General features: G+C 58.5%; 18 protein-coding genes and 2 pseudogenes. 13 read left to right on the top strand and 7 right to left on the bottom strand.

All coding sequences use genetic code 11. The annotated features are described in order from the left end of the window. Positions 1 to 8: 8 nt before the first annotated feature. Together AB7M26_RS19395 and AB7M26_RS19390 are read right to left on the bottom strand one after the other, a co-directional pair. Positions 9 to 98 carry a MerR family DNA-binding transcriptional regulator gene (locus AB7M26_RS19395; protein WP_429385782.1) on the bottom strand — a complete coding sequence of 30 codons (90 nt, stop codon included), beginning with the start codon at positions 96 to 98 and terminating at the stop codon, positions 9 to 11. 46 nt (positions 99 to 144) lie between these two features. Then, complete coding sequence (locus AB7M26_RS19390; protein ID WP_123494938.1) at positions 145 to 618, bottom strand: carboxymuconolactone decarboxylase family protein; 474 nt, start codon at positions 616 to 618, stop codon at positions 145 to 147. Between the two features lie 468 nt (positions 619 to 1,086). Here AB7M26_RS19390 and AB7M26_RS19385 point away from each other — a divergent pair, with 468 nt between their 5' ends. Together AB7M26_RS19385 and AB7M26_RS19380 are read left to right on the top strand one after the other, a co-directional pair. Beyond that, positions 1,087 to 1,830 carry a protein-L-isoaspartate(D-aspartate) O-methyltransferase gene (locus AB7M26_RS19385; RefSeq protein WP_429385780.1) on the top strand — a complete coding sequence of 248 codons (744 nt, stop codon included), beginning with the start codon at positions 1,087 to 1,089 and terminating at the stop codon, positions 1,828 to 1,830. Between the two features lie 2 nt (positions 1,831 to 1,832). Continuing rightward, entirely contained in the window at positions 1,833 to 4,256 is a 2,424-nt protein-coding gene (locus AB7M26_RS19380) for a spermidine synthase (protein WP_429385778.1), read from the top strand. A 117-nt stretch (positions 4,257 to 4,373) separates the two neighbouring features. On the opposite strand, the gene AB7M26_RS19375 is transcribed toward AB7M26_RS19380, so the two are convergent. Next, positions 4,374 to 5,273 carry a DMT family transporter gene (locus tag AB7M26_RS19375; protein ID WP_123494940.1) on the bottom strand — a complete coding sequence of 300 codons (900 nt, stop codon included), beginning with the start codon at positions 5,271 to 5,273 and terminating at the stop codon, positions 4,374 to 4,376. A 167-nt stretch (positions 5,274 to 5,440) separates the two neighbouring features. Next, entirely contained in the window at positions 5,441 to 6,520 is a 1,080-nt protein-coding gene (locus AB7M26_RS19370; RefSeq protein WP_429385776.1) for an SDR family oxidoreductase, read from the bottom strand. 74 nt (positions 6,521 to 6,594) lie between these two features. On the opposite strand from AB7M26_RS19370, the gene AB7M26_RS19365 reads away from it, so the two are divergent. Continuing rightward, entirely contained in the window at positions 6,595 to 6,984 is a 390-nt protein-coding gene (locus tag AB7M26_RS19365) for a MerR family transcriptional regulator (protein WP_123494942.1), read from the top strand. Between the two features lie 344 nt (positions 6,985 to 7,328). Next, complete coding sequence (locus AB7M26_RS19360) at positions 7,329 to 7,811, top strand: GNAT family N-acetyltransferase (protein WP_032830703.1); 483 nt, start codon at positions 7,329 to 7,331, stop codon at positions 7,809 to 7,811. Between the two features lie 38 nt (positions 7,812 to 7,849). On the opposite strand, the pseudogene AB7M26_RS19355 reads toward AB7M26_RS19360, so the two are convergent. Continuing rightward, positions 7,850 to 8,059, bottom strand: a pseudogene (locus AB7M26_RS19355) (IS66 family transposase); the annotation flags it as partial. A gap of 165 nt (positions 8,060 to 8,224) precedes the next feature. Here AB7M26_RS19355 and AB7M26_RS19350 point away from each other — a divergent pair. After that, positions 8,225 to 8,839: an alpha/beta fold hydrolase gene (locus AB7M26_RS19350; protein WP_123494943.1), complete on the top strand. Its 615-nt coding sequence runs from the start codon at positions 8,225 to 8,227 to the stop codon at positions 8,837 to 8,839. Positions 8,840 to 9,068: 229 nt separating this feature from the next. Here the strand turns inward: AB7M26_RS19350 and AB7M26_RS19345 are convergent, their stop codons facing one another. Next, positions 9,069 to 9,848, bottom strand: coding sequence for an SDR family NAD(P)-dependent oxidoreductase (locus AB7M26_RS19345; protein ID WP_123494944.1), 780 nt, complete (start codon positions 9,846 to 9,848; stop codon positions 9,069 to 9,071). 360 nt (positions 9,849 to 10,208) lie between these two features. After that, complete coding sequence (locus AB7M26_RS19340; protein WP_008075467.1) at positions 10,209 to 10,907, bottom strand: hypothetical protein; 699 nt, start codon at positions 10,905 to 10,907, stop codon at positions 10,209 to 10,211. A gap of 121 nt (positions 10,908 to 11,028) precedes the next feature. On the opposite strand from AB7M26_RS19340, the gene AB7M26_RS19335 reads away from it, so the two are divergent. The 8 genes and pseudogenes from AB7M26_RS19335 (at position 11,029) to AB7M26_RS19300 (ending at position 15,762) form a co-directional block, all read left to right on the top strand. Next, positions 11,029 to 11,313, top strand: a complete 285-nt coding sequence (locus tag AB7M26_RS19335) for a response regulator transcription factor (RefSeq protein WP_259698670.1) — start codon at positions 11,029 to 11,031, stop codon at positions 11,311 to 11,313. After that, the gene (locus AB7M26_RS19330; RefSeq protein WP_429385773.1) at positions 11,195 to 11,515 is read left to right on the top strand and encodes a response regulator transcription factor; all 321 of its coding nucleotides are present in this window, start codon (positions 11,195 to 11,197) and stop codon (positions 11,513 to 11,515) included. The genes AB7M26_RS19335 and AB7M26_RS19330 overlap by 119 nt, the downstream gene beginning before the upstream one ends. Continuing rightward, a complete protein-coding gene (locus AB7M26_RS19325; RefSeq protein WP_259698672.1) occupies positions 11,496 to 11,627 on the top strand; it encodes a response regulator in 132 nt (43 codons plus the stop codon). Before AB7M26_RS19330 ends, AB7M26_RS19325 begins: the two co-directional genes overlap by 20 nt. Positions 11,628 to 11,984: 357 nt before the next feature. Next, positions 11,985 to 12,638, top strand: a complete 654-nt coding sequence (locus AB7M26_RS19320) for a hydrolase (protein WP_008075462.1) — start codon at positions 11,985 to 11,987, stop codon at positions 12,636 to 12,638. A gap of 71 nt (positions 12,639 to 12,709) precedes the next feature. After that, positions 12,710 to 13,714: an MBL fold metallo-hydrolase gene (locus AB7M26_RS19315; RefSeq protein WP_123494945.1), complete on the top strand. Its 1,005-nt coding sequence runs from the start codon at positions 12,710 to 12,712 to the stop codon at positions 13,712 to 13,714. A gap of 135 nt (positions 13,715 to 13,849) precedes the next feature. Further along, positions 13,850 to 15,139, top strand: a complete 1,290-nt coding sequence (locus AB7M26_RS19310) for an OprD family porin (RefSeq protein WP_123494947.1) — start codon at positions 13,850 to 13,852, stop codon at positions 15,137 to 15,139. Positions 15,140 to 15,159: 20 nt separating this feature from the next. Continuing rightward, a pseudogene (locus tag AB7M26_RS19305) lies at positions 15,160 to 15,383 on the top strand (RHS repeat-associated core domain-containing protein); the annotation flags it as partial. A 34-nt stretch (positions 15,384 to 15,417) separates the two neighbouring features. Then, positions 15,418 to 15,762 carry a cupin domain-containing protein gene (locus tag AB7M26_RS19300; RefSeq protein WP_123494948.1) on the top strand — a complete coding sequence of 115 codons (345 nt, stop codon included), beginning with the start codon at positions 15,418 to 15,420 and terminating at the stop codon, positions 15,760 to 15,762. Positions 15,763 to 15,979: the final 217 nt, after the last annotated feature.

Here is a 15,979-nt window from a genome sequence, read left to right as displayed (position 1 = left end):
ACAGGTGCCTACAGGCCGATGCGTTCGTAGTAGCGCAGGGTATAGGCCGTGAGGCCGGTGCGCTTGGCGACCTGGTCAATCGTCTGGTAGGTGTTCATAAGCGCAATCCTTAGCCATCAGTGTTAGGTAATTCAGTGGTCCCGTTCACTCGGGAACTGCGGCAACAATTTTGATGCCTCGTTTGGCAAACACTTCCCGCGCTGCGCTGATGCCATTTAACGCGCTTGGAAAGCCCGCATACACTGCCATCTGGATGATGATTTCAACGATTTCCTCAGGTTTGCAACCAACATTCAGCGCCCCCTCTATATGCACCGTGAGTTGAGGTTGCGCGTTCCCCAATGCGGTGAGGGCCGAGATGGTTGCCAGCTCGCGTGTGCACAGAGCGATAACAGGCCTGGAAAACACATCACCATAGGCGAAATCGACTATCCAATCACCTAGCTCGGGCGAGATATCGCTAAGCGAGTTGACCACGGTGTTACCAGCGGCCCCAGTGATTCTTTCCAAGGTCTCTATCCCTTTCACTCGTCGACTATCCGGTTCAGTTGCCGACACCGGAATTGCGAATGCTGAAAGCACGAGCCCGGTTACAAAGCTAAGTTTTTTTAATGCCATGACCTATCTCCTAGTTTAAGCCGCGCAACGTACCTGGACGTTTTGGCGGTGCAACAAGAAGGCTATTGGTTAGAGCGCGCTCTAAGTCAAGCACTAGGTGCTTTCAGCTAAAGGGGACTGCAGCTAAAGGGGATGAGCTTGTTTTCTGTACGCTAAGCGTCCGCTTCTGGCCGTTTTCAGCAGCTCACGACAGGCAGAAAACGGCCGACTCTGTTGAAAAAGTCGGCCCTGGTTTCCACGTCAGGAAAGTACACGCTTGAGAGAGTTTCGGGCTCAGATTTCGCGTAGCTGCGCGCAAAAAGGCTTTTTTCAGCAGTCAGTATGCGGGCAGTCTCGAAGGACCGACTTTTTCAACAAAATCGGCCACTAGCTGACAAATCGCATTCAATTTTGTATCAGCGCCCCCGGGCTTGCCGAGCCAGCCCGCCGGCCATACGATTCGACTATTCCTCAGGCGGAGGAGTCATTGTGAAGCCGGTGATGCTCCTGACGCGCATCCTGGCGCCTGCCATCGCTCTGGCGCTGGCATCCGCCGGCCTGCATGCCGACGATCCGTTCGCGCCGTTGCGCGACGCCATGGTGCGGGAGATCACCAGCATGTCGTCCGTCACCCGCGACGAAACCGGCAGGGTCGAGTTTGCCGCGCCGGTGATGGCCGCGATGGCCAAGGTGCCAAGACATAAGTTCGTCCCGCCCGACGAGGTGCCCTACGCCTACGAGAATCGCCCGCTGCCGATCGGCTACGGCCAGACCATCTCCCAGCCTTACATCGTCGCCCTGATGACCGACCTGACGCAGGTCGGGCCCGGCGACGTGGTACTCGAGATCGGCACTGGCTCGGGCTACCAGGCGGCGATCCTCGCCGAGCTGGCGCAGGCGGTCTACACGATGGAGATCATCGAGCCGCTGGCAGTGCAGGCCGGTGAGCGCCTGGGCCGGCTGGGATATGCGAACGTGCAGACCCGGCTGGGTGATGGATACCACGGCTGGCCCGAGCACGGACCTTATGACGCCATCCTCGTCACTGCCGCCGCCAGCCATGTGCCGCCGCCACTGATCGCCCAACTCAAGGCCGGCGGACGGATGGTAATCCCGGTCGGCGCGCCGTTCATGATCCAGTACCTGCTGCTGATCGAGAAGGCCGGCGATGGCAGCGTGTCCACCCGGCAGGTGCTGCCTGTGCGCTTCGTGCCTCTGGCCGGAGGCGATTGAGCATGCATTCGCCGCCGCTGCTCGCCCTGGCGCTGCTGTCGGCCTCCGCGCTCGGCTATGAGGTGCTGCTGCTGCGGCTGCTTTCGATCATCCAGTGGCACCATTTCGCCTACATGATGATCAGCGTCGCGCTGCTCGGCTACGGCGCCGCCGGCACCGCCGTGGCGCTGGCGCGGCCTGTCCTGGCGCCGCGCTTCCACGGCGTGTTCATCAGCGGCGCGGTGCTGTTCGGGCTGAGCGCCATCGCCTGCTTCAGCCTGGCCCAGCAGGTTCCGTTCAATCCCCTCGAGATCCTCTGGGACGCGCGGCAGTCGGCGCGCCTGCTGATGATCTACCTGCTGCTGTTCGTGCCGTTCTTCTGCGCGGCGGTGTGCATCTGCCTGACCTTCACCTGCTTTCAAGAACAGATTCATCGGATCTACGCCTTCGATATTCTCGGCGCCGGCGTGGGCAGCCTGGCAATCGTCGCCGCGCTGTTCGCCTTGACGCCCGTCGATGCGCTGCGGCTGCTGGGCGGCACCGGCATCGCCGCCGGGGCGCTGGCCGCCATGGCTTGCACGAGGCATAGGCACTGGCTCGCGCCGTTGCTGCTGGCGGCGGCAGTCGCGGTGCCTGCCGGCGTGCCCGAGCGCTGGATCGCCCTGTCGCCCTCCGAGTACAAGGAACTGAGCCAGACGCTGCGTATCAAGGATGCGTACGCAATCGCCCAGACCTGGAGTCCGCTGGGCCTGCTCACGGTCGTCGACAGCCCGACCATTCCCCTGCACCACGCGCCGGGTCTGAGTCTCAACGCGACGCAAGAACCGCCCGCGCAACTGGCCATCTTCACCGACGGCGACGGCCTTTCCGTGCTGAACCGCTATGACGGGCGCCGCGAACCGCTCGCCTACTTGGACTACCTGACCTCGGCTCTGCCCTATCACCTGCTGCGGCAACCCCGCGTGCTGGTGCTGGGCAGCGGCGCCGGTGCCGATGTGCTGCAGGCGATCTACCACGGCGCCAGCGCGGTGGATGCCATCGAACTGAACCCGCAGGTGATCGATCTGGTCCAGCGCCGCTTCGCCGACTTCTCCGGCAAGCCGTACAGCGCACCCAACGTCCGTGTGCTGATCGGCGAGGCGCGCGGCCTGGTTGCTTCGCGCAGCGAACCCTACGAGCTGATCCAGATCGCCCTGCTGGACTCCTTCGGCACCGCCTCGGGCGGCCTGCATGCGCTGTCCGAGAACTACCTGTACACGGTGGACGCCTTCGCCGAGTACCTGCGCCATCTCGCGCCCGGTGGCCTGTTGGCCATCACCCGCTGGGTCACCCTGCCGCCCCGCGATGTTCCCAGGCTGCTGGCCACCGCGGCCGCAGCCATCGAGCGCGACGGGCAGGCCAGCGCGGCGCGCCGCATCGTCATGATCCGCGGCTGGAAGACCGCGACGCTGCTGGTCAGCAACAGGGATTTCGACGACGCTGGCATCGCCGTGCTGAGGGAGTTCTGCCGAGCGCGCTCCTTCGACCTGGCCTACTACCCCGGGATGACCGTGGCCGAGGCGAACCGCTACAACCTGCTCGACCGGCCCTGGTTCTTCGAAGCGGCGCAGGCCCTGCTGTCCGGCGAGCGCGCGGAGTTCCTGGCACGCTACAAGTTCGACGTGCGTCCGACCATGGATGACCGGCCGTATTTCTTCCATTTCTTCAAGTGGCGCTCGCTGCAGGAACTGCTGGCGCTGAAGGAACAGGGCGGCCTGTCAATGCTGGAGTGGGGCTATCCGGTGCTGATCGCCACGCTGCTGCAGTCCAGCGTGGCCGCCGTGCTGCTGATCCTGGCGCCGCTATGGGTGGCGCGGCGGCGCTCTCAGAATGCGGCTTTGGCCAGGTTCGAACTTAGGGTCGTGTCCTACTTCGCCGCCATTGGCTTCGCCTTCATGTTCGTGGAAATCGCCTTCATCCAGAAGTTCACCCTTTTCCTCAGCCACCCGTTGTATTCGGTGGCGGTAACGCTCAGCGCGTTCCTGATCTTCGCTGGCCTCGGCAGCCGTTACTCCGGCCGCCGGCGGGGGGACATTGGAACGGGTGTGGGGCCCCGTCATCCGCTCGTGCGGCCAGTCCTGGCGATCTGCGTGATCGCCCTGCTCTACCTGATCGCCCTGCCCCCGTTGTTCCAGCTGCTGGCGCCGGTGCGGACCCTCGCCAGGTTCGGCATCTGCGCCGCGCTGGTAGCGCCGCTGGCGTTCGCCATGGGCATGCCGTTTCCACTCGGACTCGCGCGCATCTCCGCGCGCGCCGAAGCACTGGTGCCGATCGCCTGGGGCGTCAACGCCAGCGTATCGGTGGTGGCGGCCGTGCTGGCGACCCTGCTGGCGATCCACCTGGGCTTCACCGTGGTGTTGCTGCTGGCGTTACTGCTGTATCTCGCGGCGGCGGTCGCATTTCCCTGATCGCGGCGGTTCGCAGCGAAACGTCAACAGCCCCTGGTGAGACCAATGGCCTATTGGAACGTCGTCGAGTCGTCAGAGGTGACTTTCATCCCATAGCCGCCGGTGGTGGAAAATAGCTCACTCGGTCGAAGGGACGGATGCTTTGCTGCCCAAGCGGATTAGTTCATTGGAGAAACACAGACCGACGATGATCAGTGCCGCTCCCGCGTACAGGCTTTCGCGCGGTACTTCGTTGAGCGCCACAAACGCCAGCAGCGCGGCGAACAGTGGCTCGGTCAGCTCCAGCGCTTGCACTTGGGATGGCTTGAGATACTCGATGGCCTTGGTGGTGCAGAAGAAGCCCAGGATTGTCGGCAGCGTGGCCAGCGCCAGCAGTGCGGCGATCGCCAGCGGCGACAGCTCGCCCATCGCGAAACCATCGGCCGCAGCCGGCATCAGCAAGTACAGGCTGCCAAAGAACAACAATTGTCGGGTGAAGTGCAGCCCCCCAGACACCCCCATACGCTTCATGGCAACCGAAAAGGCCCCATAGCCGGAGCCGGCCATGGAGGCGAGCGCAGCACCTTGCAGGGTAAAGCCCTGCTGCAGGTCGCCGCCGAAGATCACCGAGATCCCAGCGATAGCCAGTGCGGCACCAACGGTAGCGTTCGCGGTGATGGCATCCTTGAGGAAAATGCGCCCCAGAATGATCGAGGAAATTGAGGCACTGGCCATCAGCACCACCACCACACCTGCCGCAGCGTAGTGTCGATAGGCGGACGTTTCGAAATGGAACAGCACAAAGATGCCAAGGAATGCGCAGATAGCCGCCTGAGTCCATTTGGTCGACGCCGCCGGGCGCTTGAGGAAAAACAATAAGATCGAGAGCAGCGCGCAACCCAGTACGGTCTTGATGACAGCGACACTGCTAGCGGTGAAACCATTACTCATGAGTATTTTGCTGAGTACACCGATCGTTGCATTCAGTGCCGCAGCGGAGAGTGCAAATATGACGCCTTTGCTGAAAGTAGATTGCATTGATGACGATCCCTGTCGCTGAATTGTCGTTCGATAGAATGCCGCCCTATATCGACGGCGCAAAGTTTGAGGAGACGAAGATCCCACCAACCCCAGTATTTATTGTGGCATAAGCTGGATCGCCCAGTAGGATGCTATTCGCCTTCTTGTCGCCGCCAAGGGAGAAGTCAGAGGGCCTGGCCCTTGGCTATGCAATATGAGTTGACGAACGCTGCAGTGTGCTGCAAAGACTGACGTATATCCGGTTTGGCTATTCCATGACTGTTGGCAAATTGCTCGACCGCCGCTGTATCAAAACGAGTGGTCTGGATAAAGTCCAAGGCTTCGGGTTTTGTATTCAAAAACCACGCGACGGGAGGAATACTCAGTAGCAACTTCAGCAATCGGAGTGAAATGTGATGCTTGGGAGACTTTAAGCCCAAAGGTTGTGCCACCTGTACCAGGAGTTCTCGCAAGTTTGGAGTTTGGTCATCAAGCGCCAGCAGTTCCTGGCCCACCATGGCAGGATCAAAAGCACAAACTGCCACCAGCTCAACCAGGTAATCCACGGTGACCAGTGGCAGCCAGTGCTCGGCGGTACCGGGCACTGCAGTCAGCTTTCCCTGCACAAGGTTGCGTATCAGCTCCACCAGCGGCTGACCGTCAAGGATATGCCCCGTGCGGCTGTGGCCACAGACCGTCGCAGGGTGGACGACGGTAATCTCCCCGCCCTTGGCGGACATGACCTCCAGGGTCGCAAAATGCGCCTCCAGCTTGCTTCCCTCGTAACCACCGACATGTCGGTAGACGGCAGGCCAATTCGTCAACTCCGGATGACGAGGATCAATTCCGATGCGTTGCAGATGTTCATGATTTTTCAGCATGTAGCCGCCGATCATCACTAAACGGCTTTTTTGCTCAGCCGCCAACAGCGCCACGCGCTTTGCCCCTTCCACATTCACTGCACGAGAATGCTCCACTGAAAGCCCCCATGCGAAGTGGGCGCCCAGGTGGAATATGACTCTGGCGTGCCTTAGCACTTCTCGGTCAGCAAGACTCAGCCCGAGGTTGTCCCGTTCCAGATCGCCAGCTACGGCAAATACCCGGGTTGCGCACCCTCCCAAATTATCGACTTGCTCCCGCAGTGCAGCTAGTCGCTCTGGGCGACGCATCAACACCCGAATGGTGTGACCTTTTGCACTCAAGTACGCCACCAAATGTTGACCGACGAAGCCGGTACCCCCCGTGACAAAGCACTCCACGCTCATTTCCCTGCTCCTTGTTTAAGGTGAGAAATCAAGCGTAAACTATCGACCCAACTCTATAGTCAAGCGGTGTTTTCATGAAAATCGGCGAACTCGAGGCCCGCAGCGGCGCCAGCCGCCATACGCTGCGTTACTACGAGCAAATCGGCCTGATCTCACCGCTGCGGCAAACTAACAAATATCGCGTTTACACAACGCAAACTCTGCAGGATCTGGACTTTATCCAGCGCGCGCAAAGCATGGGGTTTTCCCTGGGGGAAATAGGCGAGATTCTGGATGCGCAGCGGAACAAGCTGATCGATTGTGCTGACGGCGCTAAGCTGATTGAAAAGAAGATGGCAGAGATCAAACAGAAAATCGCCAACCTCCAAAGCATTTATCGGTATCTGGATGAAGAGCGTGCAAACCTCGAAGCCAGTGCTGCCAAGCAACTTGAGCTTCAGCAGCTGAACAACTCTTCAAACTGAACTGTCAGCATCTAGAAAACGGAAGCTGCAGCCTGCTTCCAGTTTCAAGCCCCCCTTACGCATTTTCTAAAACCTTCTGGCCTGGCCCTGGACAGTAAGCGTCCGCCCAACAGACCTTGCGTGGTTAAACGGGCGCCCGTCTACGCGGCAGCTACTCGATAATCTCGCTCGGCCGCCGCATCGGCAGTCGCGTGAACACGCCCCTTAAATACGCAGTAAGCGCTCCGGCGAACACATCCCCTGAAGCTGATATGGAGCCATCGCCTCCATTGAACCGAAGCAGTAGTGGTTATGCGGATTCTGTTTTCTATAATGACTGACCGGCCATGTTTAGGGTGCTTGTTATGCCAGCCTCCGCTGATCAAAACTCCGCTGTCGTTTTATGCGCAGCTTCCAATAACGACCTGGAAGATCTGGTAGCCATCAGGATTGAGGCCATGCGCGAGAGCCTTGAACGGCTTGGACGATTTAACCCAGATCGTGCGCGCGAACGATTTCTTGGTGGGTTCGACGCTAACAGCACACGCCGCATAGAAGTATCAGGTGATCTGGTCGGTTTTGTCGTTATCAAAGACCATCAGAGCGAGCTTCTGCTTGACCACTTGTATGTGATACCCAGTGCTCAAGGAGCAGGAATCGGTTCTGAAGTTCTTACTCAGATTTTCAGAGAGGCTGATGAGATCGGGCGTCCCATCAAGGTTGGTGCTCTCAAGGAAAGCGCTTCAAATCGTTTTTACACTCGCCATGGCTTTGTGTTCGTCGAAAGCGGTGAATTCGATAATTATTATGTCCGGATTAACGGTAATGCCGTTAATTTGGGCGACTAGGCAAATCTTGATACGGTGCCCCGTCAGAGGTTACACCGTTAGATGGGCATCCACCTGTGCGGCAGTAGGTCGGTAACCTCATTCGCCCGCTGCGTCGGCAGGCGCGTGAGAACATCCTTCAGATCATGACCATTCAGCCGCTCAGACTGGATCAAGCTCATGATCGCCGCCGCTCGTTTACCGCTGCGTAAGGAGCTGGCGAATAGCCAGTTTGAACGCCCGGAAGCCCATGGCCGGATTTGATTTTCACATCAGTGAATTGCTCCAGATTTGCTAGACACATGATGTCTGCTTTGGGCCACGAGTTGCCCTTCACTACCGGCGGCTCTCGTTCCAAAGTGATCATCGAACCTCGTGGCATCCATTTTTTCCTCCTGCTGACTCTTTCAATCCCACCTTCAAGGACCGAACCTGTGATCGCATCCCCCGCCAAACTCCTCTTCCTGCCCGGAGCCTCTGGTAACACCCGGTTTTGGCATCCGGTTGCTGAGCGCTTGGCCCACCCGGCGCAGCAGATCCACATCGGCTGGCCCGGCTTTGGAGACACTCCGCCGTTGCCTAGCGTGACAGGCATGCATGATATGGTGGCTCGCGTGCTGGCCGAGATCGATCGGCCCACAGCGCTGGTGGCACAGTCCATGGGCGGCATAGTCGCTGTGCTTGCAGCGCTTGAACGCCCTGAGCTGATCACGCACCTGACGCTGACCGTCACCTCTGGCGGGGTGGATATGTCTGCTCTGGGCGCGCAAGACTGGCGCCCGGATTTTGCTGCCACCAACCCGACACTGCCGAGTTGGTTTCTCGACGACCGCACCGACCTCACGCTCCGGTTGATCGAGTTGCGCATGCCAGTCCTGCTCCTCTGGGGAGATTCTGATCCGATCAGCCCCGTTCGCGTCGGCCAGCGCCTTGCTCAACTGTTACCTCGTGCTGAACTACACGTTTTCCCTGGTGCCGATCACAATCTGGGCTTTACTCACGCAGCCGAAGTGGCGAGGTTGATCGAGAGACATCTGGCCTGCTGGTAAGCGGAACACTTGTTGCCACCGCGTCGGACTGATTGTGCGACACCGTGCGTTTCAAGACCTGGTGGACAAACAACCGGAGGCATATCGCTCTAACCTCGCCGGATACTCTGCGCAAACCGCGTAGAGATAAAAAAAAATCAAAGCACACTAGCCTTTCACATCTCTTTACTTGGCGGCGCCGGTATTCAAATATCGCTTCCTCAAACTGCAGACTTAAGCTCCCCTGCCCTCAACGGGGGCTTTTGTTCTCAGAGAGGCAGTTGCCCCCGTCGACCACGAGAAGCTCGCCCGTAATGTAGCTGGACTCTGGAGAAGCAAGAAAAGCTACCGCCGCAGCGACCTCCTCTGGTCTACCGGCACGCCCGACGGGAACATACTGCGCTGCGGTCATTTCCTCAGCTGTGCTGGACTGCGTCGCGATCCACCCAGGGGCAACAGAGTTCACGGTGATGCCGTATGGTGCGACTTCCAGCGCCAAGCTCATGTTCATCCCCACAATCCCCGCTTTCGCCGCCGCATACGCGGCCTCGCCAGGGTTGCTGACGCGGGTGCCGGTCGTAGAACTGATATGGACGATGCGTCCGTAACGACGATTCTGCATCCCCGGCAACACAGCGCGGGTCAGCAAAAATACAGTGGTCAGATTACGGGCAATCGAAGTGTTCCACATATCGACGCTCATATTGGCCACTTCAGAAAACGTTTCGGCTTCACCCTGAATCGCCATACCGGCGTTGTTCACGAGTACATCGATTCGCCCCCATAGCGATTCCGCCCAAGTCACCAGTTCGACGACCTGAGCCGGCTGAGTGAGATCTGCAACGCGTCCTTGCACCTCGTAACCTGCCGCGGTCAGTTGCGCGACGCGATCATGGATACGGGCACTGCTGCCGGTGATGATCAGCTTTGCGCCCGAGTCCCCAAGCCGTCGCGCGATGGCGAGACCAATCCCATGTTCGCTGCCAGCTCCACTGACCAATGCGACCTGACCACTCCGGTTTTTGAACATTGCAATGCTCCACAGGGTTACACAGGAAGTACTGTCTGACAGTCCAGAGTAGATGCTAGCCGCCCGCATCGATGCACTAAAGATTGTGAGCGGCAGCATTCGGCCGAAGCTGACGATACTGTGATGCATTGATAGCCTGTATGCGCGCTCAGTCGAGTAGGCCTTTACCTCATGAACTACTCAGGCTCCACACGCAACAACGAACGCATGACACAAGGATATCCCGATGACACTGGCTGACCTGCAACGGCTATCCGTGTCTCAGAGCGGACTGGTTCTTCCCTATCTCCACGCGATTAAAGCTGCCGATTATCCGTCAGGCGATAAAACACTTGAACATGGATGCAATCAGACCGGCGATCACTCGTTCAAGTTTTTGACCAGATAGCTATCTACGATTTGCGAAACGCCCGTCAACGCAGTACGCAGCAACTCCGGTTCAGTGCGATAGCGCAACGGCGTATAGCCATAGGTATTGGCGCCGTTGAATGCGGTGATCGGTTCATTGCGCTGCCAGATTAGTTCCTCGCCGCGTTTCATGACAGCACTCACGGCAATCGTCGGATAGACCACACTGCTGAAGCCTTGAGTCAGTGCGAAACCCCAGTTCAGGACGGTCAATTCGATCTGCGCATCGGCCGGTTCGTTTTCACCCACGATCTTGAAACGGCCGGTGGCGGTCAATTGCTCCTCGAAACTCTTTTTGACCAACTCGCCCAGATTGATATCCGCTGTTTCCATGTTGTACAAAATCGCATCAACCGTCGACATCGAAGCCAGGTCACCTGCCTTCAGACCTGCGGCAAATCCAGCCCCTCCCAAAGCAGCCTTGGTCAGGTTCGATGCACCAGCTGCCATCCCTACGCCAGCACCGACACCTGCGCCCAATGCAGCGCCCCATGCCTGTTCACGTCCCATGTAACTCATTTCCTTGGGCTTCCATGCAACCGGGAGAATCTTTACCGTGTGGATCTGGGTACGGTATTCGGGCTTGAATTTCTGGTTGGCACATCCGGCAAGGAAAAGAACGGCAAACATCAGGACAGCAATCTTCTTCATGAACAACTCACGACCCAAAGGAATGTGCGGAGTTTGTCGTCACCGGCAGGAAATTCTGAAGGGGTGAGCGCCGAGATAGGAGTTACTTGACGCTGATCTCAACATCGGCCCCGCTTGCCTGTTGCTGGACATAAGCCTGCCTGAGGCGACAGGGCTGGAACTGCAATCGACGCTCGGACAACGCGGGCATCCGTGGCCGGTCATTTTCATGACCGGTTTCGGCACCATCCCAATGTCGGTGCAAGCCATGAAAGCGGGAGCGGTGGAATTCCTGACCAAACCGTTTAATGACGACCAGGTTGCTGGACATCCTGCACACCACCCGTCAGCGTGCAGCGACGGCGTTCGAGCAATGGCAACACATTCAGAGCGCCCGTCAAAGAGCCGTCCTGTTGACACCCCGTGAGCGCGAAGTACTGCCGCTGATTGTCGCAGGGCTGTCCAACAAGCACATCGCCAACCGGCTAGGCACCAGTGAAGTCACCGCCAAGGTCCACCGCAAACACATCATGGAGAAGATGCAGACGCGTTCGCTGGTCAGCCTGGTCAGCCTGGTCAGCCTGGTCAGCCTAGTTTCCGGTGATATGCATGTCGGCATACTGGGATGAAGCGACACTGACTGAATCCAGCCGCTACGGCGCCAGTGAATGTCTGCGCAAACCCTTCAGCGGCGATGCGTTGTTGACTGCTGTCGAGATGGCGCTTCAACCCCGGCACTAGAGTCATCAGGATAAACACGGCCAGTGCTCGCGCCCTCATCTGTGCCGTAACCATTCGACAGCACCACAATTCAGGCCGCTACAGGCCCACATCACTGAGCATGAATCATTTCCCCTCATCTGCAGTCGTCAAGTGACGCCCATCGCTGCCGTCACCCGATAAGCGTTCCGCTGTCTTATCGAGAAAACCACGCGCTATCGCACAAACATCCCAAACCACAGCACACCTGTTCAATCTCGGCCTTGTGGATTGTGTGACCATTTCCCCACGAAAGGCCCGATGACTTTTTCATCAGCTCAACGGCACTTGTCGTCGAGCAACCCAAATACCCCTCGCCAATACTTAAGGAAAAATATCATGGCCCTCGCAAAAGCAGCTCCAGGCAAAACCCTTCTTACCCCAACTGACCATACCTTGATCATGATCGACCATCAGTCGCAAATGTCCTTCGCGACCAAGTCGATTGATGCTGTGACCCTGCGTAACAACGCCGCGCTGGTAGCCAAGGCCGCCCGGGGCTTCGAAGTGTCGACCATCCTCACCACCGTTGCCGAAAAAAGCTTTTCCGGCCCGATCTTCGACGAGATCAAGTCAGTGTTTCCGGACCACAAAGTGATCGACCGCACCAGCATGAACACCTGGGAAGACGAACGCATCGCCGTAGAAGTCAACGCCTTCGGAAAACAGAAAATCGTCCTCGCCGGTCTGTGGACCTCCGTGTGCATCGTCGGCCCGGCGCTGTCAGCTATCGATCAAGGCTTTGAGGTGTACTTCATCGCCGATGCCTGTGGCGATGTCTCCATTGAAGCCCATGAAATGGCCGTGCAACGCATGATCCAAATCGGCGCCCGCCCAATGACAGCACTGCAATATCTGCTGGAGCTGCAACGTGACTGGGCTCGCAGCGAAACCTACGAGGAAACCGTCAAGACTTCGATCGCCAATGGCGGCGCCTACGGCCTGGGGCTGATCTACGCCAAAACCATGTTCCAGGCCTCTGAAGGCCATTGAGCAATGACAGCGGCTGCGCACAGGCGTAGCCGCTTTTTCACGCCTTTCTCATTGCAACCAGGACGCAAGCCATGAGTCTTCTCAAACACCTCCCCTCCTGCTTCAAGGGCTCACTGATGGCCCTGGGTCTCACGCTTGCAGGCAATCAAGCCCAGGCGGCGCCACCGCCGCTACTGCAAACCCAGGCCCCCGGCTATCAGCGCCTGGCGGTGGGTGAGTACGAAGTTACCGCGTTGTTCGATGGCTACAGCGACCTCGGGCCGACGCTGCTCAAAGGCCTTTCGCAGAAAGACATTCGTGCCATGCTTGAACGCAAGTTCATTTTTACCCCCGGCATGCCGACCGCGTTCAACGCATTCCTGATCAACACCGGTAAAAACCTGGTGCTGGTGGATGCCGGTGCCGGTGCTTGTTTCGGCGGAACCGCGGGCTGGCTGCCCGACAACATCCGCGCTGCCGGTTACCAACCTGAGCAAGTGGATACCGTGTTGCTCACCCATATGCATGTCGATCATGTCTGCGGCCTGATCAATACCAAGGACGAGCCGGTGTTCGCCAACGCCACCGTGTATGCAGCGAAACCGGAGGCCGATTACTGGCTCAGCCAGGAAAACCTGGACAAGGCCCCAAAAGACGCCCGTGGCTTCTTCGAGGTCGCCCGTAAATCGGTGGCCCCCTATGTCGCCGTCCACCGGTTCAAAACCTTCACCCCCGAGCAGTCGCTGGTGCCCGGCGTGACCGCGGTCAGCCTGCCCGGCCATACACCCGGCAGCAGTGGTTACACGTTCAGCTCCAACGGCCAGAGCATTCTGTTCATGGGTGACCTGGTCCACAGCTTCGCCGTGCAGTTCCAGCATCCAGAAGTGAGCATCGGCTTCGATGTCCAGGGTAAACAGGCCGTCGTGACGCGTGAAAAACTGTTCAAACAGGTCGCTCATGACCGTACCTGGGTTGCTGGTGCTCACTTGCCCTTCCCTGGTATCGGGCATATCAGCGGTCGCGAAAAAGCCTTCGCCTGGGTGCCCGTCGAATACGGTCCTTACCAGCGACCGAAAAATGTTCCGCTGATCCAGTGATCCCCCCTGGACATAATCCGACTTCACCGCGGGAGTTCCCACTCCCGCCCTGCATATAAAGGTCCGTGTGCAGTGCAGATATATGCATCCAAAAATCTCAATGCGACCGGACCTTGGGCGCCCTTATGGTTGGGCATGTTGCTCACCAGTACAGCCGGAACCGCGATAGCCGCTGAGTCCGCACACACCGCACAAGGTTTGCTGGCAGGGTCGACGCTTGAGGTGCTCAGCCGAAACTTTTACCTCAACAATGACTATCGATCGCCCTCGCCGACAGACAAGAGTTACAAACAGGAATGGGCTCAGGGTTTCATCACCTCGTTCGAATCCGGGTTCACCCCTGGCATGATTGGAGTGGGTATCGACGCCCATGGATTTCTCGGCTTGAAACTGGACGGCGGCAAGGGGCATTCCGGAACGGGATTGTTGCCTGTGGATCATGACGGACGCAGCGAAGACAACTACTCCAGTGGTGGTGGAGCCCTGAAGTTGCGAGTCTCTCGCACCCTCCTGGCGTTCGGTGAAATGACTGTGGAAACGCCGGTCTTCGACACGGCCGACAAACGCCTGCAACCGGAATACGCCACGGGCTTGTTGATCGACAGCCGTGAAATCGATGATGTGCATCTGGTGGCCGGTCACTTCACTGCTTTCAAGAATCTGGATGCGTCCACCAGCAAGGGCGACTTTTCCGGCTACGGTGTGAGCACCGGTACGGGCGGCATCGATTTTATCGGGGCCAGCCTGTTCGAAGATCGCCCAGTGGGCGGTGCCTTTTATGCGTCGCAACTGAGCGACACCTGGCGTCAGTACTACGCCAACCTGCACCTGAAACAGTCCGGTTTTTTCCTCGACGGCAATCTTTACCACACTCAGGACTATGGCGAGGCCGTGGCAGGAGCGATCGATAACAGCGCCTACAGCCTGTCGGGCAAATACACCACCGGAGCCCAAGCCTTCACCCTCGCCTATCAAAAAATCAACGGCGACACACCCTTCGACTTCGTCGGTGGTGATTCCATCTACCTGGCCAACTCGATCAAGTACGCTGATTTCAACGGCCCCCATGAACGCTCCTGGCAGGTGCGCTACGACTTCGACCTCGGCACTTTCGGCCTGCCCGGCTTGAAATTCATGGCCCGCTACGTGACCGGGCGTGGCATCGACGGTACCCAGGCACCCAAGGGCGGCGCTTATAACCCGTTCGACCCGCGCACTGGCGATTACCAACCTCAACAAGGGGATGGCGGTCGGCATTGGGAACGCGATATAGACCTGCGCTACATCGTGCAGTCAGGCCCGGCCAAGGACTTGTCCGTGCAGCTGTCCCATGTGACGCATCGAGCAAATAACGCTCAGGCCGGCGATGACATCGATCGGGTTTATGTGGTTATTGAGTACCCGCTCAAGCTGGGATCGCTTTGAGCCTTCAAGGTATTAGCCCCCAGCGCCGCTATACTTACGACGCCAACGGCAACCTTGCCGGTATCGACGACAGCCGCAAAGGCAACCCAGCTATCACTACGATCCGCTCGACCGCCTGATCAACGTCCGTGGCGCCACCCCGGAAAGCTTCGTCCATGGCCCGGCAGGCAACCTCCTCGGCCAAGGCGAACAACCAACCGCGAACCTGGCCAACGTCAAAGGCGACCGATTACACCTTTTGGGATGTGTACTTCTAGTCAGGCAGAGAGGAGAGCACGATGAGCAACGAACAGGAGGCACCTGAGACCAAAGGTGTTGCGGTGAAGTTACTTGCAACGGTAGACCTCGGCCCTGAGATCGAGGGCATGGCAGGGCGCCAACTTAGAATGCGTATGGTGACCATCGAGCCTGGAGGCGTCTTCGGGCCGATTCACAACCATAAGGACAGACCAGGCACCGTCTACATACTGCAAGGAACGATCACTGACCATCGAAATGGAGTCGCCACGGACTATGGGTCGGGAGTGGGCTGGCCCGAGGATAGGAACACCACACACTGGCTTGAGAACAGAGGCACGATTGCGGCGGTGGAGATCTCGGTCGATATTGTCAGGCAACCGTAAGCTCAGGCCCGACAACACGGTCAGGCCTGATACGCGACTCAACGCCAAACTGATGCGCCAATGGGCCGGATCACCGATATGACCCGGGATTCTGACGGTTCACTAGCAACCTGATCACTCTGATTGACCTGCCAACCAATGACGACAGGGCATGTCGTTCGAAATGTTCAGAATCGTCCCTATCTCCATAGGCAATGGACTAACCTCCGCGCCTGCA

It is taken from the genome of Pseudomonas sp. F-14 TE3482 (assembly GCF_053629455.1).
Note: the sequence above shows the minus strand (reverse complement) of the source record. Positions and strands in the feature narration are given on the sequence as shown.

Coding starts and splice junctions, on each gene's coding strand:
- AB7M26_RS19395 (WP_429385782.1), bottom strand. CDS start 98: ATGAACACCTACCAGACGATTGACCAGGTCGCCAAGCGCACCGGCCTC.
- AB7M26_RS19390 (WP_123494938.1), bottom strand. CDS start 618: ATGGCATTAAAAAAACTTAGCTTTGTAACCGGGCTCGTGCTTTCAGCA.
- AB7M26_RS19380 (WP_429385778.1), top strand. CDS start 1,833: ATGCATTCGCCGCCGCTGCTCGCCCTGGCGCTGCTGTCGGCCTCCGCG.
- AB7M26_RS19375 (WP_123494940.1), bottom strand. CDS start 5,273: ATGCAATCTACTTTCAGCAAAGGCGTCATATTTGCACTCTCCGCTGCG.
- AB7M26_RS19370 (WP_429385776.1), bottom strand. CDS start 6,520: ATGAGCGTGGAGTGCTTTGTCACGGGGGGTACCGGCTTCGTCGGTCAA.
- AB7M26_RS19365 (WP_123494942.1), top strand. CDS start 6,595: ATGAAAATCGGCGAACTCGAGGCCCGCAGCGGCGCCAGCCGCCATACG.
- AB7M26_RS19360 (WP_032830703.1), top strand. CDS start 7,329: ATGCCAGCCTCCGCTGATCAAAACTCCGCTGTCGTTTTATGCGCAGCT.
- AB7M26_RS19345 (WP_123494944.1), bottom strand. CDS start 9,848: ATGTTCAAAAACCGGAGTGGTCAGGTCGCATTGGTCAGTGGAGCTGGC.
- AB7M26_RS19340 (WP_008075467.1), bottom strand. CDS start 10,907: ATGAAGAAGATTGCTGTCCTGATGTTTGCCGTTCTTTTCCTTGCCGGA.
- AB7M26_RS19330 (WP_429385773.1), top strand. CDS start 11,195: ATGACGACCAGGTTGCTGGACATCCTGCACACCACCCGTCAGCGTGCA.
- AB7M26_RS19325 (WP_259698672.1), top strand. CDS start 11,496: ATGTCGGCATACTGGGATGAAGCGACACTGACTGAATCCAGCCGCTAC.
- AB7M26_RS19320 (WP_008075462.1), top strand. CDS start 11,985: ATGGCCCTCGCAAAAGCAGCTCCAGGCAAAACCCTTCTTACCCCAACT.
- AB7M26_RS19315 (WP_123494945.1), top strand. CDS start 12,710: ATGAGTCTTCTCAAACACCTCCCCTCCTGCTTCAAGGGCTCACTGATG.
- AB7M26_RS19310 (WP_123494947.1), top strand. CDS start 13,850: ATGTTGCTCACCAGTACAGCCGGAACCGCGATAGCCGCTGAGTCCGCA.
- AB7M26_RS19300 (WP_123494948.1), top strand. CDS start 15,418: ATGAGCAACGAACAGGAGGCACCTGAGACCAAAGGTGTTGCGGTGAAG.